The organism is Streptomyces sp. NPDC008001 (assembly GCF_042958085.1).
Classification (GTDB): Bacteria; Actinomycetota; Actinomycetes; order Streptomycetales; family Streptomycetaceae; genus Streptomyces.
The window spans coordinates 376,203-396,497 of record NZ_JBIBIZ010000002.1 but is presented as its reverse complement, the minus strand read 5'-3'; the positions used below and the strand labels follow the sequence as shown (position 1 = coordinate 396,497).

The 20,295-nt window shown below is 71.6% G+C and carries 20 protein-coding genes and 1 riboswitch; of the genes, 9 read left to right on the top strand and 11 right to left on the bottom strand.

The annotated features are described in order from the left end of the window. Positions 1-118 precede the first annotated feature (118 nt). Positions 119-1,018: a hypothetical protein gene (locus ACFZCD_RS06790; RefSeq protein ID WP_391828623.1), complete on the top strand. Its 900-nt coding sequence runs from the start codon at positions 119-121 to the stop codon at positions 1,016-1,018. Between the two features lie 110 nt (positions 1,019-1,128). Here the strand turns inward: ACFZCD_RS06790 and thiC are convergent, their stop codons facing one another. After that, on the bottom strand, positions 1,129-2,889 hold the full coding sequence (gene thiC / locus ACFZCD_RS06785) for a phosphomethylpyrimidine synthase ThiC (RefSeq protein WP_391828621.1): 1,761 nt from the start codon (positions 2,887-2,889) through the stop codon (positions 1,129-1,131). Beyond that, positions 2,883-3,023: riboswitch (TPP riboswitch) on the bottom strand. Its footprint overlaps the gene before it by 7 nt. Positions 3,024-3,084: 61 nt before the next feature. On the opposite strand from thiC, the gene ACFZCD_RS06780 reads away from it, so the two are divergent. The 3 genes from ACFZCD_RS06780 (at position 3,085) to ACFZCD_RS06770 (ending at position 6,650) form a co-directional block, all read left to right on the top strand. Then, positions 3,085-4,620: a YibE/F family protein gene (locus ACFZCD_RS06780; protein ID WP_391828619.1), complete on the top strand. Its 1,536-nt coding sequence runs from the start codon at positions 3,085-3,087 to the stop codon at positions 4,618-4,620. 30 nt (positions 4,621-4,650) lie between these two features. Then, on the top strand, positions 4,651-4,851 hold the full coding sequence (locus ACFZCD_RS06775; RefSeq protein ID WP_391828617.1) for a hypothetical protein: 201 nt from the start codon (positions 4,651-4,653) through the stop codon (positions 4,849-4,851). Positions 4,852-5,036: 185 nt separating this feature from the next. Next, positions 5,037-6,650 carry a flotillin family protein gene (locus ACFZCD_RS06770; protein WP_391828615.1) on the top strand — a complete coding sequence of 538 codons (1,614 nt, stop codon included), beginning with the start codon at positions 5,037-5,039 and terminating at the stop codon, positions 6,648-6,650. On the opposite strand, the gene ACFZCD_RS06765 is transcribed toward ACFZCD_RS06770, so the two are convergent. From ACFZCD_RS06765 to ACFZCD_RS06755, 3 genes are all read right to left on the bottom strand, one after another. Next, positions 6,647-7,093, bottom strand: coding sequence for an SsgA family sporulation/cell division regulator (locus ACFZCD_RS06765; RefSeq protein ID WP_030366799.1), 447 nt, complete (start codon positions 7,091-7,093; stop codon positions 6,647-6,649). The two genes, ACFZCD_RS06770 and ACFZCD_RS06765, sit on opposite strands and share 4 nt — an antisense overlap. Positions 7,094-7,356: 263 nt before the next feature. After that, positions 7,357-7,575 (bottom strand): DUF5326 family protein, encoded by a 219-nt coding sequence (locus ACFZCD_RS06760; RefSeq protein ID WP_391828613.1) that lies wholly within the window; start codon positions 7,573-7,575, stop codon positions 7,357-7,359. Between the two features lie 151 nt (positions 7,576-7,726). Next, positions 7,727-8,044, bottom strand: a complete 318-nt coding sequence (locus tag ACFZCD_RS06755) for a cupin domain-containing protein (protein ID WP_391828611.1) — start codon at positions 8,042-8,044, stop codon at positions 7,727-7,729. Positions 8,045-8,198: 154 nt separating this feature from the next. Between ACFZCD_RS06755 and ACFZCD_RS06750 the strand changes: the two genes are divergently transcribed. The 4 genes from ACFZCD_RS06750 (at position 8,199) to ACFZCD_RS06735 (ending at position 11,544) form a co-directional block, all read left to right on the top strand. After that, a complete protein-coding gene (locus ACFZCD_RS06750; protein ID WP_391828609.1) occupies positions 8,199-8,579 on the top strand; it encodes a phage holin family protein in 381 nt (126 codons plus the stop codon). A 129-nt stretch (positions 8,580-8,708) separates the two neighbouring features. Further along, positions 8,709-9,923: a cystathionine gamma-lyase gene (locus ACFZCD_RS06745; protein WP_391828607.1), complete on the top strand. Its 1,215-nt coding sequence runs from the start codon at positions 8,709-8,711 to the stop codon at positions 9,921-9,923. Between the two features lie 160 nt (positions 9,924-10,083). Next, positions 10,084-10,983, top strand: coding sequence for a LysR family transcriptional regulator (locus tag ACFZCD_RS06740; protein WP_391828605.1), 900 nt, complete (start codon positions 10,084-10,086; stop codon positions 10,981-10,983). Positions 10,984-11,037: 54 nt separating this feature from the next. Continuing rightward, complete coding sequence (locus ACFZCD_RS06735; RefSeq protein ID WP_391828603.1) at positions 11,038-11,544, top strand: NUDIX domain-containing protein; 507 nt, start codon at positions 11,038-11,040, stop codon at positions 11,542-11,544. Between the two features lie 31 nt (positions 11,545-11,575). Here ACFZCD_RS06735 and ACFZCD_RS06730 read toward each other — a convergent pair whose 3' ends face one another. The 4 genes from ACFZCD_RS06730 to ACFZCD_RS06715 form a co-directional block, all read right to left on the bottom strand. After that, entirely contained in the window at positions 11,576-13,204 is a 1,629-nt protein-coding gene (locus tag ACFZCD_RS06730) for a globin domain-containing protein (protein ID WP_391829007.1), read from the bottom strand. 255 nt (positions 13,205-13,459) lie between these two features. Beyond that, positions 13,460-14,092, bottom strand: a complete 633-nt coding sequence (locus ACFZCD_RS06725) for an HAD family hydrolase (RefSeq protein ID WP_391828601.1) — start codon at positions 14,090-14,092, stop codon at positions 13,460-13,462. A 79-nt stretch (positions 14,093-14,171) separates the two neighbouring features. Continuing rightward, positions 14,172-14,606 (bottom strand): heme-binding protein, encoded by a 435-nt coding sequence (locus tag ACFZCD_RS06720; protein ID WP_391828599.1) that lies wholly within the window; start codon positions 14,604-14,606, stop codon positions 14,172-14,174. Between the two features lie 131 nt (positions 14,607-14,737). Continuing rightward, positions 14,738-15,970, bottom strand: a complete 1,233-nt coding sequence (locus ACFZCD_RS06715; protein ID WP_391828597.1) for an MFS transporter — start codon at positions 15,968-15,970, stop codon at positions 14,738-14,740. Positions 15,971-16,172: 202 nt separating this feature from the next. Here ACFZCD_RS06715 and ACFZCD_RS06710 point away from each other — a divergent pair, with 202 nt between their 5' ends. Beyond that, a complete protein-coding gene (locus ACFZCD_RS06710; RefSeq protein WP_391828595.1) occupies positions 16,173-16,634 on the top strand; it encodes a MarR family winged helix-turn-helix transcriptional regulator in 462 nt (153 codons plus the stop codon). 13 nt (positions 16,635-16,647) lie between these two features. Here the strand turns inward: ACFZCD_RS06710 and ACFZCD_RS06705 are convergent, their stop codons facing one another. The 3 genes from ACFZCD_RS06705 to ACFZCD_RS06695 all read right to left on the bottom strand — a co-directional run bounded on the left by ACFZCD_RS06705 (position 16,648) and on the right by ACFZCD_RS06695 (position 20,280). Further along, the gene (locus tag ACFZCD_RS06705) at positions 16,648-17,394 is read right to left on the bottom strand and encodes a TetR/AcrR family transcriptional regulator (RefSeq protein ID WP_391828593.1); all 747 of its coding nucleotides are present in this window, start codon (positions 17,392-17,394) and stop codon (positions 16,648-16,650) included. Between the two features lie 168 nt (positions 17,395-17,562). Further along, positions 17,563-18,699, bottom strand: a complete 1,137-nt coding sequence (locus ACFZCD_RS06700; protein ID WP_391828591.1) for a pyridoxal-phosphate-dependent aminotransferase family protein — start codon at positions 18,697-18,699, stop codon at positions 17,563-17,565. A gap of 141 nt (positions 18,700-18,840) precedes the next feature. Beyond that, positions 18,841-20,280, bottom strand: a complete 1,440-nt coding sequence (locus ACFZCD_RS06695; protein WP_391828589.1) for a serine hydrolase domain-containing protein — start codon at positions 20,278-20,280, stop codon at positions 18,841-18,843. Between the last annotated feature and the right edge of the window lie 15 nt (positions 20,281-20,295).

Sequence of the window (20,295 nt, the reverse complement as noted above, 5' to 3'; positions counted from 1 at the left end):
GTCACCCCGCGCCGGTACGGCTCTACCATCGGCTTATCCGTAGCAGGCTCTCCTCCGTTTCCGCCCACTGCCCGGTGTAAGCCGGCTACACGGCCCTACGGAGCATCGGGGGATGCACATGAACAGCGCTCCGCATCTGCTGGCCGAGGACCACCCGGAATTCGAGCGGGTTCTCGACCAAGCACTGCGTACCGCGAACCATGACCCGGAACTTGCCGCAGCGATAGGACAGCGGCTCAATACAGAACAGCTGCGCGACATGGCGCTCGACGCCATGTCCGCCATCACCGCCTGTGCAGCAGTCGAATACCAGAACTACATAAGGGCGCGCGCTGCACTGCGCGCGCTCTCCGCGAAGGCACGCCCCCAGCCCGTAGGCGCCGGGGGCGCACCGGACGACGAAAGCGCTCCCTCCGGCACGGCCGCCCCCGCTGCCACGGACGGAGAGCCGGAGGAGTCCTCGGGCGCGGGTGCCGGAGCGGTGCTCGCCGTGCTGGCGCCGGTCCTCGCCGGGATCGCCGCGCTGATCTTCCTGACCATCGGCTACGTCCTGCGTTCCATCGGCTCGGACACCACCGTCGCGGATCCGATGATCAACGTGGGCTGGTGGTTCGGCGGGCTCACGGCCGCCGGCGTGTTCATCGCCATGGTCGGGATCGTGCTCACGGCGGTGCGCAACGGCTCCTCCGAGGGGAGTGATGCGCGAGGGGTGCGTGTACAGGAGGACGCCGAGCGCGCCAGAGAGGCGTGGCGGCAGGCCCTGATCCACCGCGGCCTGCTGCCCTTTGTGCGCGAGGCCCTGGCCAATGCTCCCGCCGCCCCGGGCGGTGGCCGGGGTGCGTCCGCCCCGTGCGCCCCGAGGCGCCCCGAGGGCAACGGCCGTACGCCGCAGCTGGGGTACTCCCGGCCCGGCTTCACCAGCCCCGACAGCGAATCGTCCCCCAGCAGCCGCCCGAGCTACACGAGCCCCGACTTCACCAGCCCCGACTACGGCGGCCCGGACCACCGCCCGGAGTGACTCCGGGCGGCAGCCGGAACGGCGACCGTACGGGGGACGCGGGGGGCCGCTGCAGTGCGGCCCTCAGCCGTGCTCAGTCCGCAGGAGCTGCCCGCGGCTTGCAGGAGCCCTTACTCCGCGATGGGCAGGTAGACGCGGTTGCCCGCCGCCGCGAACTCCTTCGACTTCTCCGCCATGCCGGCCTCGGGGTCGACGGCCAGGTCACCGCCGTGCTCGCGCCGGATGTCCTGAGAGATCTTCATACTGCAAAATTTCGGTCCGCACATCGAACAGAAATGCGCGGTCTTCGCCGGCTCGGCGGGCAGCGTCTCGTCGTGGAAGGCCCGTGCCGTCTCCGGGTCGAGGGCCAGGTTGAACTGGTCCTCCCAGCGGAATTCGAAGCGGGCGTCCGACAGTGCGTCGTCCCACTCCTGCGCTCCCGGGTGCCCCTTGGCGAGGTCCGCGGCATGGGCGGCGATCTTGTAGGTGATCACGCCGGTCTTGACGTCGTCCCGGTCCGGCAGGCCCAGGTGCTCCTTCGGCGTGACGTAGCAGAGCATCGCCGTGCCCCACCACGCGATCATCGCGGCGCCGATGCCGGAGGTGATGTGGTCGTACGCGGGGGCGACGTCCGTCGTCAGCGGGCCGAGCGTGTAGAACGGCGCCTCCTCGCAGATCTCCTGCTGGAGGTCGATGTTCTCCTTGATCTTGTGCATCGGGACGTGGCCCGGGCCCTCGATCATCGTCTGGACGTTGTGGCGCTTGGCGATGGTGTTGAGCTCGCCGAGCGTCTTCAGCTCGGCGAACTGCGCCTCGTCGTTGGCGTCCGCGATGGAGCCGGGGCGCAGGCCGTCGCCGAGCGAGTACGTCACGTCGTAGGCCGCGAGGATCTCGCAGAGCTCCTCGAAGTTCTCGTAGAGGAACGATTCCTTGTGGTGGGCCAGGCACCACGCGGCCATGATCGAACCACCGCGGGAGACGATGCCGGTCTTGCGGCGGGCGGTCAGCGGGACGTACCGCAGCAGCACGCCGGCGTGCACGGTCATGTAGTCGACGCCCTGCTCGGCCTGCTCGATGACCGTGTCCTTGTAGATCTCCCAGGTGAGCTCCTCGGCCTTGCCGTCCACCTTCTCCAGGGCCTGGTAGAGCGGCACGGTGCCGATCGGCACGGGGGAGTTGCGCAGCACCCACTCGCGCGTGGTGTGGATGTTGCGGCCGGTGGAGAGGTCCATGACGGTGTCGGCGCCCCAGCGGGTGGCCCACGTCATCTTCTCCACCTCCTCCTCGATCGAGGAGGTGACGGCGGAGTTGCCGATGTTGGCGTTGACCTTCACCAGGAACTTCTTGCCGATGATCATCGGCTCGATCTCCGGGTGGTTCACATTGGCGGGGAGGACGGCCCGGCCCGCCGCGATCTCCTCGCGGACGGTCTCGGGGGAGACGTTCTCCCGGAGGGCGACGTACTCCATCTCCTCGGTGATCTCACCGCGGCGGGCGTACGCGAGCTGGGTGACGGCGGCTCCGCCGCGGCCCCGGCGGGGCTGGCGGGGGCGGCCCGGGAAGACCGCGTCGAGGTTCTTCAGCCCCCCGCGCGGCGAGGTGTGCTTGATGCCGTCGTCCTCCGGGCGCATCGGACGCCCGGCGTACTCCTCGGTGTCACCACGGCCGATGATCCAGTTCTCCCGGAGCGGCTGGAGGCCGCGCCGGACGTCCGTCTCGATCGCCGGGTCGGTGTACGGACCGGAGGTGTCGTACAGCTGCACGTCCTGCCCGTTGGTGAGGTGGACCCGCCGGACCGGCACCCGAAGGTCCGGACGCGAGCCGGTCACGTAGTCCTTGTGCCAGCCGATCTCCCGGCCGGATTCGGACGTGCGTGCATCCTGCGAGGTCATGAGACCAGAACTCCCTACGCCGGCATTACCCGGTAACAGGTTCGGCGGTCGACGCAGCGGTCTTCCGTACGCATTTCCCGTACGGAGGTCAGCGCCCTCTCAGCCCGGTGCTCCGAGCTCCCGCGATTGCAAAGGTGCCACCACGCTAGCGCCTCGCCCGTCCGGAGGGCCAGGGGGGCTTGCGATGATGCAGGCGTGACCCCCACGGAACCGCAATCCCCGTCCCACCCTCCCCACGAGCCCGGGCCACCACCCGCCCAGGAGCCTGCGCACGGCCACGGCCACGGCCATGCGCAGGGTCATGCGCACGGCCACAGCCATGGCCACAGCCACGGTCACGGCCCCGCCTCACCCGTCTCCGCGCACCTGCGCAAGGTGATCGGCGCGATCCTCATCCCCTTCGCCGCCGCGGTGCTCACCGGCCTGGTCGTGCTGTGGCCCGGCGGCGCGCCGCCGCACGAGCACTCCGGTCTCGGCCTCGACCAGAAGACCGAGTCGGGCCGCGTCGTGAAGATCGAGGAGGTCGACTGCGCCAAGGCGGGCGCCCAGCCGCAGCAGCCGCCGCCCGGAGCGCAGGGCGGACCGGACGGAACGGGCGGACCGGGCGGGCCCGCACAGCCGAAGGGCCCCTGCGAGAAGTCGGAGATCGAGGTCACCTCGGGCCCCGACAAGGGCCGGACCTTCACCGAGCTCGTCCAGCCCAGCGCCTCCCGGCACTACACCGTCGGCCAGGACGTCATCCTCGCCTACGCCCCCAAGGCGCCGAAGAACCTGCAGTACTCGGTCACCGACGTGGACCGGGTGTGGCCCATGGCGATACTCGCGGGGGTGTTCGCGCTGGCCGTCGTGGTCGTCGGCCGGCTGCGCGGTGTCTTCGCGCTGGTCGCGCTGGTGATCAGCTTCGGGGTACTGACCCTGTTCATCCTCCCGGCGATCCTCCAGGGTTCCGATCCGCTGGTGGTCGCGGTCATCGGCGGCAGCGCGATCATGCTGATAGCGCTCTACATGTGCCACGGCCTGACCGCCCGGACGTCCGTGGCCGTGCTCGGGACGCTCACCTCGCTGATGCTCATCGGCCTGCTCGGTTCGCTCTTCACCAGCTGGGCCCATCTGACGGGCAACACCGACGACCAGACCGGGCTCGTGCACGGCCTCTACCCGGAGATCGAGATCCGCGGCCTGCTGCTCGCGGGGATCATCATCGGTTCGCTCGGCGTGCTCGACGACGTGACGGTGACGCAGACCTCGGCGGTGTGGGAGCTGAAGGACGCCGACCCGAGCGCGAGTTGGCGCAAGCTCTACGGGGCGGCCATGCGCATCGGACGGGACCACATCGCGTCGGTCGTGAACACGCTCGTGCTGGCGTACGCGGGCGCCTCGCTGCCGCTGCTGCTGCTGTTCTCGATCGCCGACAGCGGAGTGGGGACGGTCGCGACCAGCGAGATCGTGGCCGAGGAGATCGTCCGGACGCTCGTCGGCAGCATCGGGTTGGTGGCCTCGGTGCCGGTGACGACCTTGCTGGCGGCCCTCGTTGTCAGTGCCGACCGGCACAATGCGAGTACGGGGGCGGGTGCCGCTTCGGGCCTCCGTTCGGGCCTCGGCTCGGGCCTCGGCTCGGGTCTTGGTTCGGGCATCGGCTCGGGCCTCGGCTCGCGCCTGGGTTCGGGTGCCGGGTCGCGGGGACGGGGGCGCGGCAGGTCGAAGGGCGGCAGGCGCCGGCGGGCCAAGTGACGCACAAGGCCGGACGAGGGGGGAGCTGCGGTGATCGGTGAGCAGGGGAGGGTGACGGGCACGGTCGGGCCGGGCCTGGTCGGCGAGGTGATGGTGCGGATACGGGGCGGCGCCGAGGCCTTCCTCGCCTACGCGGCGGAGCCGGGCGAGCGGATCGAGCGCGGGACGGTCGTCGTGATCATGGAGTACCAGCCTCCGCGCACGGTCTATGTGACGCCTGCTTACGGCTGATACCACCAGGGCAGGAGGGGCGTGGGGGGCGCCGCACCGGCGCATAACCAGGCTCTGTCACGCCCGTGCACGTTCCTCGTATCAAGACCGTGCCAAGCCGTGCCCGGATCTTCACCACCGGGCTCGTACGGGAGCACACTTTCGAGCTCGGGCTCCGTCGCGGGGCCCATAAGGGGGCTGGACGCATGATCATTGGCGTCGTGGCGGGGGTCGTCCTCGTCGCCGTGGCCATCGTGGTCGGGTTGTTCAAACTGATGTGGCGGGTTGCCGAGCCCAATGAGGCGCTGGTCATCTCCGGTTCCAAGCACCGGACCGAGGGCCTGGAGGAGGGGATGGGGTTCCGGATCGTCACGGGGCGCGGGACTCTCGTGCTGCCCGGCGTCCAGGTGGTCCGGAAGCTGTCGCTCGACCTCAACGAGGCCGATCTCCACGTGGATTGTGTGACCAAACAGGGCATCCCCCTCAAGGTCCACGGTGTGGTGATATTCAAGGTGGGCGACGACTTCGTGTCGATCGCGAACGCCGCCCGCCGCTTCCTCGACCAGCAGAAGTTCATGGGCGAGCGGGTGCACAACGTCTTCGCGGGCCATCTGCGCTCGATCGTCGGCGGGCTCACCGTGGAGGACATGATCCGCGACCGGGAGCGGCTGACGGGCGAGACCCGTGCCGCCTCGGGCAGCGAGATGGAGAAGCTCGGTCTGATCATCGACTCGCTGCAGATCCATGAGATCCAGGACCCCACGGGGTACATCAAGAACCTGTCCGCGCCGCACGCCGCGGCGGTGCAGCGGGACGCCCGGATCGCCCAGGCCGAGGCCGACCGGCTGGCCACGGAGGCGGAGCAGCAGGCCGCGGCCCGGATGGCGCAGGCCCAGCGCGACTCCGAGATCCTGCAGGCCGGCTATCAGGCCGAGCGGGACAGCGCGGCGGCGAAGGCGCGGCAGGCGGGCCCGCTGGCGGACGCGGCGGCCCAGCAGGAGGTCGTGGTCCAGGAGACGCGGGTCGCCGAGCTGGCGGCGCACCGCCGGGAGCAGCAGCTCCAGGCGGACGTGCGCAAGCCGGCGGACGCGGCGGCCTACGAGAAGCGCACCCTGGCCGAGGCCGAGCGCGACGCCCGTATCTCCGCGGCCCAGGCGAAGGCCCGGGAGACGGAGCTGGCCGCGGCCGCCGAGGCCACGCGCGTGAAGGCGGCCGCCGGTGCCGAGGCCGAGGCCACCAAGGCGCGCGGTGCCGCGGCGGCCGAGGCGACCCGGGCGACGGGTGAGGCCGAAGCGGCGGCCGCGCGGGCGAAGGGGCTCGCCACGGCCGAGGCCGCGAAGGCGCGGGGCCTGGCGGAGGCGGAGGCGATCAAGGCGCGGGCGTCGGCCCTGGCGGAGAACCAGGACGCCGTGGTCGCGCAGCAACTGGCCGAAAAGTGGCCCGAGATCGTACGTGCGGGGGCTGAAGCCTTCGGGAACGTTGACCACATGGTGCTGCTCAACGGGGCCGACGGGATGTCCGAGATGTTTGCGAAGGCTCTGACGATGGGGGGCACGGGGCTGGGCCTGGCGCGGCAGCTGCTGAGCACCATGGGCACGGGGGGCACTGCAGGCACTGCAGGCACGGCCGGCGGACCGGCGGAGAACCTTGGCGTCCCCGCTGCCGGACGGACCGGCGGGGAGCGGTCCCCGGGGGAAAACGGCAGCTCAGGGGCGCTGGGGGCCGGGACGGCGCCGAAGGGCGCGCCCCCGCGCACTGAGCGGGTGCCGGTCCGGGACGAGGACGGGGCCGGGGCCGGCGGAGGCATGCCGGGCCGCTAACCGGCGTTCTGTCCCTCGGTGTTGCCGGCGAGGATGTTGTCGAGCGCTGCGGCGAGGTCGTAGTCGAAGTCGGCGACCGACCGCTCCTCGCCGAGCGGGGCGATGCGGTCCGTCCGGTCGAGGAAGGCCACGAGGGGGGCCGCGCCGGCCCGGAACAGGGCCCCTTCGGAGCCCACTTGCAGCCGGATGAAGACGTCCGAGAGGTGCTCGGCGGAGGCGGGGGCGATGTGCACATCCCCCTCGCCGGACGGCTGACTCAGCCCGTCCAGCAACAACTCCCGTGCGAAGGCCCAGGTCACAGGCGCGTCGCCGGGGAGGTGAAAGGTGAACTTCACCGCGTAGGGATCACTGCTGTCGTAGTCCAGTCCCACCGGGATCCGGAAGGACAGCTCCTCGGAGACGAGGAAGGTCATGATCACTTCTGCCTGAACCGTTTCACGCATCGCCCAATGCCCCGTATTCGTCGTTTTTGGCCGGGATTGGCTCCTCGTGCCCGTGAACACCACCGCGCGACGGCATCCACTGATCACCAGGAGTGATTCTTCAGCTACCGATAGAGACCGAGACTGAGCTTACGAGCTCTATGACTCTGGAGCGTAGCGACTCGACTACGGGGCGGAGTCGTTCCACGGGATTCAGGGCGGAGAAATTGCCAGAGCCGTCAACACCGGTCCGGGCGGAGACCGGAAGGACGGCTCTTCCGCGGCTACCAGTCGCTCTTCGACGACGAGCCCGACGTGAACTTCTTGACGACGAAGATCAGACCGCCGATGAGCGCGACCAGCAGCAGCGCCTTGAAGACCAGCGCTATGACGAAGCCCAGCACGGTCATGATCAGACCGCCGAACACCACGAGGACGAGCGCCGGCACGGCGAGCCACTTCACCCACCACGGCAGTCCTGCGAAAATCCCCTTCTCGGCCATGTCGTTCGTCCCTTTGCTTCCGCTTCGTGGTCCCGGAGCCCGATTGCTCCCGGCCTTGGTCTCGATGCTAGGGCGGCCAGGGGGCCCTGCGGGGCCCGCGCAGCCCCCGTCGACCCCTGAGCGTCCCCCTACGGGTTTCCGGGCCCGACCCTCAGCTCTCGGGGGGAGAGAAGACCACCAGAACCCGCAGCGGCTCGCTGACGTGGTGGAAGCGGTGGGTCACCCCGGCCGGCACGTACACCACGCTCCCGCGCCCCACCTCCGTCGTCTCCTCCCCCACGGTGATCGACGCCCGGCCGCTCATCACCACGTACACCTCGTCCTGGGCGTGCGGGGTCTGCGTGTCCATCTGGCCGGCGTCGAGCGCGTACAGCCCGACCGACATGTTCCGCTCGCGCAGGAACTGCAGGTACGCGCCGTCGTTCGCGAGGCGCTCGCCCTCGAGTTCATCCAGCCGGAAGGCCTTCATCTACCGTCCACCCCTGCCGCTCCTCGTCCGTGACCGGTCCGTCCGCCGTGTGCGAACCGTCCGTGCGCCGTGTGCGAACCCGCCCGGCTGTCAGCCTGCTGTGAGCCCACTGTGCTGATCCGCGCTTGACCGGCGCGTCTGCAACGATCTCACCATGAAGAATTTCGTAGTCAAGACGATCGCCAACGCGGCGGCCCTGGCGGTCGCCATCTGGCTGCTCAAGGGCATCACGCTCTCCGGTGAGAACACCGTGCGCAAGGTGCTCACTCTCATCCTCGTCGCGCTCGTCTTCGGGGTCGTCAACTTCATCGTCAAGCCGGTGGTGAAGCTGCTGTCCCTCCCCCTGTTCATCCTCACCCTCGGCCTCATCACGCTCGTGATCAACGCGCTGATGCTGCTGCTGACCTCGTGGCTCGCCAAGCAGCTGGGGCTCGCCTTCCATGTCGACGGGTTCTGGAACGCCTTGATCGGCGGCGTGATCATCTCGATCGTGGCGTGGGCGATGCACGTGATCCTCCCGGACGAGAAGGACTGAGAACCCACGAGAAGGACCAGGCCCGAGGCCCGAGGATCGAGGCCCGAGGCCCGAGGCCCGAGGGTCGAGAATCCAGGCCCGAAGGATCGAGGACCGGCGAGAAGGACCGATCCGGCGAAGGAGCAGCACATGACAGGCGACGGCACCCGGGCCGTACGAGCGGGCCTGCCGGAACCGCGGGCGAACGAGCCCGCGCTCCCCGGCCCGGCCTTCGCCGCCCACTACCACCTCCCGGGCGAGGTCTCCGGCCCGTACACGTACGGCCGCGAGGCCAACCCCACCTGGACCGCCCTGGAGGCGGCCATCGCCGCACTGGAGAGCCCGGACGGCCCGGGCGCGGCGGTGGAGGCCGTCACCTTCCCCTCCGGGATGGCCGCCGTCTCCGCGGTGCTCCTCTCCCAGCTGCGGCCCGGCGACACGGCGGTCCTGCCCTCGGACGGCTATCAGCTGCTGCCCGCGCTGCGCGAGCGCCTGGAAGGCTTCGGCGTCACCGTGCGCACCGCGCCGACCGCCGGGGACGCACAACTGGCGGCGCTGGACGGGGCGCGGCTGCTGTGGCTCGAATCGCCCTCCAACCCCGGGCTCGACGTGTGCGACATCCGCCGCCTCGCCGACGCCGCCCATCGCCACGGCGCACTCGTCGCCGTCGACAACACCCTGCCCACGCCGCTCGGCCAGCGCCCCCTCGAACTGGGCGCCGACTTCTCCGTGGCCAGCGGCACCAAAGCCCTCACCGGCCACGGGGATCTGCTCCTGGGGTACGTGGCCGCACGCGACCCGCGCCTCATCGCGGCCGTACGGAACTGGCGCAAGGTCGCCGGTGCCGTCCCCGGCCCCATGGAGGCCTGGCTGGCGCACCGCTCCCTGGCCACCCTGCAGCTGCGCGTGGACCGGCAGGCCGCCACCGCGCTCGCGCTCGCCGAGGCCCTGCGCGAGCGGCCCGACGTGACCGGACTGCGCCACCCCGGGCTGCCCACCGACCCCGCCCACGAACTCGCCCTGCGGCAGATGCGCGGCGGGCGCTTCGGGTGCGTGGTTTCGTTCGTCCTGCCCGGCCGGGAGCACGCCGAACGCTTCCTCACCGCCCTCCGCCTCGTCGACGAGGCGACCAGCTTCGGCGGCGTGCGGTCGACGGCCGAGCGGCGCGGACGGTGGGGCGGCGACGCCGTACCGGAGGGGTTCATCCGCTTCTCGGTGGGCGTCGAGGACACCGAGGACCTCGTCGCCGACGTCCTCGCGGCGCTGGACGAAGCAGCAGCCGCACGCCCGGGCACCGCTCCTCGCCAGGGGCCCGCGGACGACGCGCCCCGCCCAGAAGGACGGCTCGAGTCTCCCCCCTCTTGACTCGAGCCGTCGTGGTCGGACGTGCGACCCCCCGCACGAATGACCACCCGGTCCAGGCTAGTTGACTCTGCGTCAGTGTCCAATCACACCGGCGACACAGCCCTATCGACTTATTTATAGTTCCCCTACGACCGGGACGCACCGAGTCAGGGGAGACGGCATGGATCTGGCCCTGTTACGCACTTTCGTCACGGTGCACCGGGCCGGGTCCTTCACCCGGGCCGCAGCCCTGCTCGGGCTCTCGCAGCCCGCCGTCACCAGCCAGATCCGCACGCTGGAGACGCAGTTGGGCCGTCCCCTCTTCCTCCGCCTGGCCCGGGGCGTGCGCCCCACCACCACCGGCGAGGAGCTCGCCCACAAGGTCGCGCCGCACGTCGACGCCCTCCTGGAGATCACCGAGGCGGGCATCGACGACGAGGGAGCGTCGAACCGCACCCTCCACCTCGCCGGTCCCCCCGAGTTCACCGACCTGCGCGCCCTCCCTGCGCTCACCCCCCTCATCGCGCAGGGCCTCGCCGTGCGCGCCGCCCACGGCGCCTCCGACGACCTCTTCGAGGGCCTGGCCGCCGGCCACCACGACCTCGCCATCACCACCTCGCGTCCGCGCGGCCGGCTGCTGGCCGCCACCCCGCTCTGCGACGAGGAGCACGTGCTCGTGGCGGCGCCGCGCTGGGCGGCGCGGCTGGGCGGGCCGGCCGTCGTGCGCGACAAGGGCGTACGGGCCCTGGAGCACCTGCCCGTGGTCGAGGTCCACGAGACCCTTCCGCTCGTGACCCGCTACTGGGCCGCCGTCTTCGACACCGAGCCCGTCGCCTCCGGCAAGGTCATCGCCCCCGACCTGCGCGCCGTCCTCTCCTGCGTCGCCGCGGGCGCCGGGATCGGCGTGCTGCCCCGCTACCTGTGCGCGGACGCCCTCGACACGGGAGAGGTCGTGGCCCTCCTCGACCCGCCCGTGCCCCCGCTGCGCACCTACTTCCTCGTCGTACGGACCGGCTCACTGGCCCACCCGCACCTCGCCCGGGCACACGAGTGGCTGCTGCGCGCTGCCGTTTCCTGGTGAGAAAGGGCTGCCGCCAGGGGTTTCACCGACCGCCGTACGCGGCAGATGTCCCCTATGACCGAACGTCCAGTGGTCAAGCGCACCGCTCGTGCCATCCTCCTCGACAGCGGCGGCGACCCCGGTCCCCACGCCGCCCTCGACATGATCCTGATCAAGCGCACCAAGCCCGGCCAGGAGCCGTACTGGATCACTCCCGGCGGCGGCATGGAGCCGGAGGACACCACGGTCGTCGCCGCGCTCCACCGCGAGGTCGACGAGGAGCTCGGCGCCAAGGTCGTCGACGTCGTCCCCGCCTTCGTCGACACCGTCTCCCACTCCCTCCACCACGCCGCCCACGGCGTCAAGGTGCAGCACTTCTTCGTCTGCCGGCTCGCCTCCATGGACCTCTCCCTGCGCCACGGCCCCGAGGTGGACGAGCCGCGCGGGACGTACGAGGTGGTGCGGATCCCCTTCACGCGCGAGGGGATCGCGTCGGTGGAGCTGGTGCCGCCGTCCCTGCGCGCCTACCTCGACGCGAACATCGAGGGCGTACGGGCGCTGCTGGCCGACGACCTGGGGTGAGGGCGGGGCCTCCGCACCGCTGCGTTCCGGCTCAGCCCGGTGCGGCCGCCATGAGGCCGCCGATCGCGTCGTGGCGTATGCGGTGGGACGGGATGCCGATGCCCACCAGGGTGTCCACGCCGCTGCGGATCATTCCGGGCGGGCCGGAGAGGTAGGCGTCGTAGGCGGGCCAGGGGCCGTACTGGCGCACGATGGCCGGGAGTTCGCCGCTGAGGCCGCGGGTGGGGCCGTCGGAGACGACCGGCCGGACCGAGAGCCAGTTGTGCGCCCGCTGCAGCTGCAGCATGGTGTCGATGTCGTAGAGGTCGTCCGCGTGGCGCGCGCCGTAGAAGACCTCGACGGGGCGGCAACGGCCGTGCTCGGCGACGTCCTCCACCAGCGCCTTGATCGGCGCGATGCCGGTTCCGCCGCCCAGGCACAGCAGGCCGTTGTCAGTGCTGTGGTCCACAATCATGGAACCGGCGGGGGGACCGAGCCGCAGGACATCGCCCGGGCGGGCGCGGTGGACGAGGGCGCTGGACACCCAGCCGGCGGGGACGGCCTTCACGTGGAAGGAGAGCAGCCCGTCCGGGCGGGGCGCGGCGGAGAAGGAGTAGTGCCGCCACACGCGCGGCCACCAGGGGGTTTCGAGGGTCGTGTACTGACCCGCGAGGAAGGGATAGGGCTGGTCGGGCCGTACGGTCACGACGGCGATGTCCGGCGTGCGCAGCTCGTGGTGGACGATCTCGGCCTGCCACCAGGCGGGGGACTGCCGTTCGTCCTCGGCGGCCGCGTCGATCATGATCTGGGAGATCGTCGTGTAGGTGCGGACCCAGGCGGCTTCGGCGGCCTCGTTCCAGCTGCTCGGGGCGTAGCGGCTGAGGGCGGCGATCAGGCACTCGCCGACGGCGGGGTAGTGCTCGGGAAGGGTGCCGTACTTCCGGTGCCCCCGGCCGAGTTGGGAGAGGTAGGCGGTCAGGGTGGGGGCGTCGTCCGCGTGCCGGGCGGCGGTCAGCAGCGCTTTGAAGAGGCGGTCGCGCTGGGCGTCCATGGCCACGGGGAAGAGGGCGCGCAGGCCCGGATGCTGCAGGAACAGGAGCGCGTAGAAGTACGAGGTGGCCTTGTCGGCGACGGGCTCCAGCTCCGCCAGCGTGCGGCGGATGGCGTACGTGTCGGGGGACGGTGCCGCTCCGGCCGCGGGGACGGGAGCGGGGGCGGGGCGGAACCTCCCGTCGGGCGGTGGTTCGGCCGGGCGCTGGTGCTCGTGGCTCGCCGCGGAGTGGCGGGGCGGCGTCCGGCGGTATCCGTATCCGTCCGCGGAGCCGGGGGGAGCGGCGGAGGTGGGGGCGTGGGCCGGCGGTGGAGCGGGGGGAGCCTGGGGCGGGGATGGGGGTGGGGGGGAGGGCGGGGTCGGGGCCTTTACCGACCGCACCGCCACCCACTTGCCCGGCCGCGCCGCCGGCCGGGCGGCTCCTTCACCACCGGCCCCGGGTGGCCCGCCGCTCTCCGATGGCCGGCGGCTCTCCTGTGGCCGGCCGCTCTCCTGTGGGCTGCCGTGTCCGTCGGGGGCCGCGGCCCTGCCTTCGCCTCCGTCCGGTGGCTGCGTCGGGGTGAACCAGCCCCGGTCACTCCCTCTGCCGTGCGCGCCGCCACCGTCGGCCGACCAGGTCGGAGCGTCCATCATCGTCTCGCCTCGAACATCTCTCGGTCCGTCCTCGCACTTCCGTCCTAGCCGGAAAGTGTTCGCAATTCCCCGCTCTGCTCATGGGTCGCTGTTCAGGCTGCGCAGCATGCCATCTTCTGCATCGCCTCGCGCACATTCGCGAGAAGTGCGAGTGGGACGGGACCGGTTGAGGCTAGGCTGAGCCCCTTCCCCACGGCCGGGCCAGCTCTTCTTCGTGGTCCTGCACTTGGGTTCCTACGGAATCGCCGGGGATTACCGGCCGGGCCCGACGAGTTCGTACGCCTCTCTGAGGTCGCGGCCCGTATAAGCGTGGACCGCTATGTCCCGCACGTGGTGGTCCGCGTTCACTGCGACGGAAACCGGGACCACGGAGAACAGCTGCGCGTCCGACATCGAGTCCCCGTAGGCGACGCAGTCGGCACGGGTCAGGCCGAATTCGGCGCAGAGCGCGTCGGCGACGCGGATCTTCGCCCCGGCGTCGAGGATTCCCGCCGGATCCACCGGGTGCCGGAACGGCACCGCAGGCCAGAGGGAGCCGTGGGCCGCGTCGGCGCCCCAGGTCAGCAGGCGTTCCACGAAGAATCCCGGCGACAGCGAAATCACGGCACACCGCTCGCCGCGGGCGCGGATCTCCGCCCACACGTCGCGGATGCCGGCCATCCAGGGCGCGCCGTCGAAGGCCGCGGCGACGTGTTCCTCGGTGAGTTCCCGCCACAGCTCGCAGGCGAGTTCGGCGAAGCGGGGCGGGTCGAGCTCACGGGCCGCGAAGGCCCTTTCCAGTTCGGCGATCTCCCGCTCGACCCCGAGCTGCCGGGATATCTCGATCGCCGCCGCGGACCCGTGCATCAGGGTGCCGTCCATGTCGAACAAATGCAGTCTGCTCACGCTGCCCGAGCGTAAGCGGACCGGCGGCGGAGAACACGCGAATAGTGCGCGGGACGGCCCCCGAGCGGCGGGTGCGGCGTCAGCCGCCCAGCACGTCCTCGCTCGCGGTCAGGGCGATGCCGTGGTCCTGGTCCGGCGCCCCGCCGCCGATGCCGATGGCTCCGACGAGCCGGCCGTCGCGATGGAGCGGCACTCCCCCGGCGATGAAGAGCAGCGGCCGGTCCAGGGCCGTGGGCAGGGTGTGGAAGAGCCCGTCGGGCCGGACGGCATCGACCAGGTCGGCCGTCGGGGCGTCCAGCTGCAGTGCGGTGAACGCCTTGCGCGTGCTGGTCTCCCCCGCGATCAGCACGGCCCGGTCGTCCCGGCGGAAGGCCAGCAGGTGGCCGCCGGCGTCGAGGACGGTCACGGCGATCCGTACGCCCTGCTCGTCCGCGGCCCGGCGGGCGGCGGCGACGAGCGCGTCGGCGTCGTCGGTGGTGAGGGGGAGGACGGGGGTGGCGGTGGACGTGGTCATCGGGGACTCCTAGTGGTGCGGTGTTGCTTGTCGGGTGCTCGGTGGTGCTGGTGCCGTGTTCAGTGGCGCCGGTTCAGTGGCCAGTGATGCTGGTGCAGCGGTCGGTGAAGCCGGTGTTGCCGATGCGGGCGTTACGAGTACTGCTTCTCCGGTGCGGGCTCCTGCCGCGCCACGACGCGACCGGCCCGCACGCCGAGGCCACCCGGCGCGTCCTGAGCACCCGCGCGGCGCTCCAGTGCCGCGGAGACGAGGGCCAGGAGGAGGGCGGAGGCGGCCATGGCCGCGCCGGCCCAGTTCGGCGCCGTGTAGCCGAAGCCGGCGGAGATCACGAGGCCGCCGAGCCAGGCGGCGATGGCGTTGCCCAGGTTGAAGGCGCCGATGTTGACGGCGGAGGCGAGGGTGGGGGCGTCCGCGGTCTGGTCCAGGACGCGCTTCTGCAGAGGCGGGACGGTCGCGAAGCCCAGGGCCCCGATCAGCGGGACGGCAATCACCGTGGCGGCCTTGCTGTGGGTGGCGAGCGGCAGCAGGGCGAGCACGATCGCGAGGCCCGCGAGGGCGGTGAGCAGCATGGGCATCAGCGCGCGGTCGGCGTAGCGGCCGCCGATGAGGTTCCCGGCCACCATGCCCAGGCCGAAGAGGACGAGCAGCCAGGTGACCGACGAGGAGGCGAAGCCCGCGCTGTCGGTCATCATCGGCGTGAAGTAGGTGGTCATGGTGAAGACGCCGCCGAAGCCGAGGACGGTCATCGCCATCGCGAGCAGGACCTGGGGGTTGCGGAAGGCGGCCGCTTCGCCGGCGACCCGGCTCCGTTCGGGGCGGGGCTGCGGGGGGACGAGGGCGGCGATGCCGAGCACGGCGAGCACGCCCAGACCGGCGATGAGGAAGAACGTGATCCGCCAGCCGACGCTCTGGCCGACCATCGTGCCCAGCGGGACGCCCACCACGTTGGCCACCGTGAGACCGGTGAACATCATCGAGATCGCGGCCGCCTTCTTCTGCGGGGCGACGAGCCCGGCGGCGACGATCGCGCCGATGCCGAAGAACGCGCCGTGCGCGAACGAGGCCACGATCCGCCCCGCCAGCATCACTCCGAAGACGGGGGCGGCGGCGGAGACGGCATTGCCCGCGACGAAGAGGCCCATCAGGGCCATGAGCATCGTCTTGCGCGGGACCCGGCTGCCGAGGATCGCCAGGATCGGCGCCCCGATCACGACGCCGAGCGCGTAGCCGGTCGTCAGGTATCCGGCGGTCGGAATGGAGACGCCGAATTCGTCCGCGACCTCCGGGAGCAGGCCCGAGATGACGAATTCGGTGGTGCCGATACCGAAGGCGCCGATGGCGAGCGCCAGCAGTGCGAGAGGCATGACGAGGGTCCTTCAGGGAGGGGGAGAGACGGAGGGATCCGATGGCGGTGCCGCACACGGGGGTCACGTGAGCACTCATTGCAACCAACCCTTACCGGCGTAGACAATAATTGTCGACGCTGATACTTGCAAGCGCGGGCTATTGCGGAGCAGGGATATCCTGGTCGGTGACGACACGCGTGTGCGGTCAGAAGGAGGGCCCATGTCCCGCACCCCGGACCCCGCTCTGCTCGGCCTGGCGCAGGGCTGGTGCGCGCTGTCCGCCCTGCACGGCCGGATCGAGGCGCACATCGAGCGGGCGCTGCAGGCGGCGCACGGGCTGAGCGTGCGCGAGTTCTCCGTGCTCGACGTGCTCAGCAGGCAGCACAGCGGCGAGGGCGGCCACCTGCGCATGAACGAGGTCGCCGAGGCCGTCGTGCTCAGCCAGAGCGCGACGACACGCCTGGTCAACCGCCTGGAGGACCGCGGTCTGCTGACCCGCTACCTCTGCCTCACCGACCGCCGGGGCATCTACACCGACGTCACGGAGGCGGGCCTCGCCCTCCTCGAAGAGGCGCGCCCCACGAACGACACCGCCCTGCGCGAGGCCCTCGACGAGGCGTCCAAGCGCGAGGAGCTGGCCCCGCTCGTCACGGCCGTGGAGTCACTGGCTCCCGCTTCGTAACAGCCGCTCGGTCCTACGAGCGGGCCCTGGCCCGCTCCCGGTGCGCCTTTTGCCGGCAGGCCGCACCGCAGTACCGGGCCGGCCGGCCCGTACGCGCCGGGGCCACGGCGCCTCCGCACACCCCGCACCGCGTTTCGTTACGCCCGGCGGGCGGATTGGCGGGGAGTTTCGTTACGCGACGGCCGGGACGAAGGCTGTCGCACGCCAGCGCCGTCATCCTCCCCTGCGCCACGCCCGGGCCACGTCGCTGCTCCATCGACAGACAGCCCATGAGCAGGGCCATCACGTCGTCAATGGTCACGTCCTTCCGTACGGCATCGGCCTGTTGGGCTCGCTGCAGCAGGACGGCGAGGGCTTCCCGGAACGCCTTCTCGATGCCGGGAGAGGGCTCGAAACGGCCCTCCAGGGCGTCGCACAGCGCCTTGTTCCGCACCGTCAGCCGTATGACCGCCGCAAGGTAGCGGTAGAAGACCGCGCCGGGGTCCTCCGCATGCGCCAAATCCCGTGCGGTGTCGGTGAAAAGCGTGACCCTGTCGCCGACCGCCGCCCTGAACAGGGCTTCCTTGGAAGGGAAATGGCGGTAGACCGTCCCCGTACCGACGCCCGCACGGCGCGCGATCTCTCCGAGCGGCACCCCCAACCCGGCTTCCTCGAAGGCGGATCGGGCCGCCTGGAGGATCAGGACACGGTTGCGCCGGGCGTCCGAGCGCAGGGACGCGGAGGCCTGCGAAGGCAGCGAAAGGCGGCTGCGCTCTGCCATGGGGATGTGCCTCCGGAGGCCGGGAAACGAAACGGGTTGCCGGTTCCGATTTTATCCGGGCGTGTGAACGAGGAGCGCGACACGCCATATCGGGGCAAAACAAGGGAATTAAGGATGAAGAGGTGGGGCGGGGAGCGGAAGGAAAAAGGGCCGCCGAAGAACCGGGGGTTAGCCCGGGATCACCGCATCCCACGCCTTCCCCGCGGCCGCCAGGGCGTCCGCCTCGTCCGCGACCGGCACGCCGAGCGCACGCAGGCCCTCGCCGAGCGCCACCAGCGAGGCCAGGACGACCTCGCGGTCGGCGTCGAGGCCGTAGTGGTTGACGCGGATCATCTCCTTGGCGAGCGGCCCGGCCGCCGCCTGGACGGGCACGGAGGCGTCGGCGGCGAGAGCGGCGGCCACCACGTCACGGGCGTCCTTGCCGTCGGGTGCGCGCAGGGTGGTGGCGACCGGGGCGGCGTCCTCGTCCCGGACGACGTACGGGGACAGACCGCCCAGGACCCGGACACCTGCGCGCGTGGCGGCCGCGGCAGCGCTGTGACGGGCCATGACGGCCTCCAGGCCGTCCTCCTCGATGCGGTCGACGGCCTGCTCCAGGGCCAGCATCTCCAGCTGCGCGGGAGCGTGCGGCAGGGCCGTGCGGCCGCCGTCGATCCAGCGCTCCTTCCAGTCCAGCAGGGAGAGGTAGGAGCGACGCGGGGCCTGCTCGTTGGCGGCGATGCGCTCCCACGCGCGGGCGCTGACCGAGACGACGGACACGCCGGCCGGGCCCGCCAGGGCCTTCTGCCCGCCGATGACGCACAGGTCGACGCCCCACTCGTCGGTGAGGAGCGGCTCCGCGCCGACGGACGCGACCGCGTCCAGCATCAGCAGCGCCCCGTGCGCCCGTACGACCTCGCCGATCGCCGCCACCGGGTTGGTGTTGCCGGTGGCCGCCTCGGCGTGCACCAGGCTGACGAAGTCGATCTCCGGGTGCGCGCGCAGCGCCTCCGCGACCTCCTCGGCCCCGACCGCGCCGCTGAACGGCGCCGAGAGGGTGATCACCTCGGCGCCGCAGGAGCGCAGCCAGCCGCCGAACGTCTCGCCGTACGGGCCGGTGATGATGTTGAGCGCGGTGCTGCCGGGCCCGACGGCCGAACGAATCGCGGCCTCCAGCGGCAGCAGCGCCTCGCCCTGCATCGTGACGACGGTCTCGCGCGTCCGCATCAGCGACGCGACCTTGTCCTCGATGCGTGCGAAGTGACCGGCGCCCAGCGGCGCGAGGTCGAGCAGTTCCGGTGCGTCCGGTGCGGGGTTCGCAGTCACGGTGCCAGTGCCTTCCGGGTGTCGCGCCGGGTGTCCGGCGCCCGCCAATCTCCCCCTGACCCTACGTCCGTGCCCCGTCCGGCGCCGACCGTCGTCCACAGGGCCGCAAGGACCAAAGGACTATCGGATTACTTCCGCCGCCTACCCCTCCGCATCCGCAGCCGTATCTGCCTCCGTCTCTGCCGTCCCTCGCGTCCGCCAGCCGCCCGCGTCCACGCCTCCCGGCACCGCGCCCCCCGCCTCGTACGGCTCACGGGTGAAGACGAACGTGCCGAGGTCGAGGTGGCTCACCCGGCCCCCTGCCGTACTGCGTACGGCCGTCAGCGTCTCCCCCGCGTAATAGCCGTCGAGTCCCGTCCACGTGCCGTCCGGCTCGGGGCGGAAGCGCGAAGCGCGACCGGAAGTGCCGAGCGGTGAAAGCTCCAGGACCCCGCCGGCCTCCAGCCGCAGGGTGAACGCGGCCGCGCCCCAGTACCAGGGGCCTGTCAGCTCCACGTGCTCGTCCTTGGCCTCGGTGAGGGGGCGCCAGGGGGCGGGGATGCGCGGTTCGAGGTCGGCGACGGTCGTCAGGAGGTCCGCCGCGACGGCGCACGCCTCGAAGCAGGACGTGCGGTTGGCGAGAGCCACGCCCGCCAGTCCGTCCTGCGGGCTGATCAGCAGCATCGCCACGAATCCCGGCATGGTGCCCGTGTGTCCCACGAGGGTCCGGCCGTCCCGGTTGATCACCTGCAGGCCGAGCCCGTAACCGGTGGTCCAGCCCTGGTCCTTCGGGCCGCCTTCCGGAGCGCGCATCTCGGCGAGCGTCGTCGCGGCGAGCACCCTGTCGTCCCCGTTCAGCAGGAAGGCGGCGAACCGGGACAGGTCGGCCGCCGTCGACCAGAGCTGACCCGCCGGTGCCATCCGCCCGGTGTCGACCGCGGGCTCCGGGAGGAGGACGTCGGCCCAGGGGTGCACGGCCCAGCCCTCCGCGTGCGGCGCCACGGGCCCGAGGGTCGTCCGGTCCATGCCGAGCGGCCCGAGCACCTCGCGGCACAGCACCTCGTACCAGTTCTCCCCGCGGATCCGCTCGACGAGCGCACCGAGCAGCGCGTAACCGGGGTTGGAGTAGTGGTGCAGCCGCCCGGGGGTGTGGAGTTGCGGGTGGTCGCCGAAGACGTCGCCGAGCTCGGGGCGCAGGCTGCCGTCCGTGCGCTCCCACCAGGGCCCGCGCGCCTCCGCCGCAAGCCCCGAGGTGTGCGAGAGGAGCTGGGCGATGGTCGCGTCGCCGCCCGCGGGGGTGTCGAGATGGGCGCCGAGCCGGTCCTCCAGGTCCAGCAGGCCCTCGTCCCTCAGCCGCATCACCAGCACCGCGACGAGGGACTTGGTGATCGAGCCGATGCGGTACTGGACGTCCTCGGCCCGCTCCCCCGCCCCTGCGGGGAGTTCACCGCGGCCGGAGCTCCACACCAGGCGCCCGTCCCGCACCACCGCCCCCACCATCGACGGCGCACGTCCCTCGGACTGGCCGGTGGCGAGGCGGTGGAGGAGCGCCCGGCGGGTGGCGGGCAGGAGCTCGGCATCTGCGTACGAGTCGGCGATCATGAGCGCACCCTAACC

Excerpts from the sequence above, each read along its gene's own strand:
- ACFZCD_RS06790 (WP_391828623.1), top strand. The coding sequence starts at position 119 with ATGAACAGCGCTCCGCATCTGCTGGCCGAGGACCACCCGGAATTCGAG.
- thiC (WP_391828621.1), bottom strand. The coding sequence starts at position 2,889 with ATGACCTCGCAGGATGCACGCACGTCCGAATCCGGCCGGGAGATCGGC.
- ACFZCD_RS06770 (WP_391828615.1), top strand. The coding sequence starts at position 5,037 with ATGATCATTGGCGTCGTGGCGGGGGTCGTCCTCGTCGCCGTGGCCATC.
- ACFZCD_RS06765 (WP_030366799.1), bottom strand. The coding sequence starts at position 7,093 with ATGCGTGAAACGGTTCAGGCAGAAGTGATCATGACCTTCCTCGTCTCC.
- ACFZCD_RS06760 (WP_391828613.1), bottom strand. The coding sequence starts at position 7,575 with ATGGCCGAGAAGGGGATTTTCGCAGGACTGCCGTGGTGGGTGAAGTGG.
- ACFZCD_RS06755 (WP_391828611.1), bottom strand. The coding sequence starts at position 8,044 with ATGAAGGCCTTCCGGCTGGATGAACTCGAGGGCGAGCGCCTCGCGAAC.
- ACFZCD_RS06750 (WP_391828609.1), top strand. The coding sequence starts at position 8,199 with ATGAAGAATTTCGTAGTCAAGACGATCGCCAACGCGGCGGCCCTGGCG.
- ACFZCD_RS06745 (WP_391828607.1), top strand. The coding sequence starts at position 8,709 with ATGACAGGCGACGGCACCCGGGCCGTACGAGCGGGCCTGCCGGAACCG.
- ACFZCD_RS06740 (WP_391828605.1), top strand. The coding sequence starts at position 10,084 with ATGGATCTGGCCCTGTTACGCACTTTCGTCACGGTGCACCGGGCCGGG.
- ACFZCD_RS06735 (WP_391828603.1), top strand. The coding sequence starts at position 11,038 with ATGACCGAACGTCCAGTGGTCAAGCGCACCGCTCGTGCCATCCTCCTC.
- ACFZCD_RS06730 (WP_391829007.1), bottom strand. The coding sequence starts at position 13,204 with ATGGACGCTCCGACCTGGTCGGCCGACGGTGGCGGCGCGCACGGCAGA.
- ACFZCD_RS06720 (WP_391828599.1), bottom strand. The coding sequence starts at position 14,606 with ATGACCACGTCCACCGCCACCCCCGTCCTCCCCCTCACCACCGACGAC.
- ACFZCD_RS06715 (WP_391828597.1), bottom strand. The coding sequence starts at position 15,970 with ATGCCTCTCGCACTGCTGGCGCTCGCCATCGGCGCCTTCGGTATCGGC.
- ACFZCD_RS06710 (WP_391828595.1), top strand. The coding sequence starts at position 16,173 with ATGTCCCGCACCCCGGACCCCGCTCTGCTCGGCCTGGCGCAGGGCTGG.
- ACFZCD_RS06705 (WP_391828593.1), bottom strand. The coding sequence starts at position 17,394 with ATGGCAGAGCGCAGCCGCCTTTCGCTGCCTTCGCAGGCCTCCGCGTCC.
- ACFZCD_RS06695 (WP_391828589.1), bottom strand. The coding sequence starts at position 20,280 with ATGATCGCCGACTCGTACGCAGATGCCGAGCTCCTGCCCGCCACCCGC.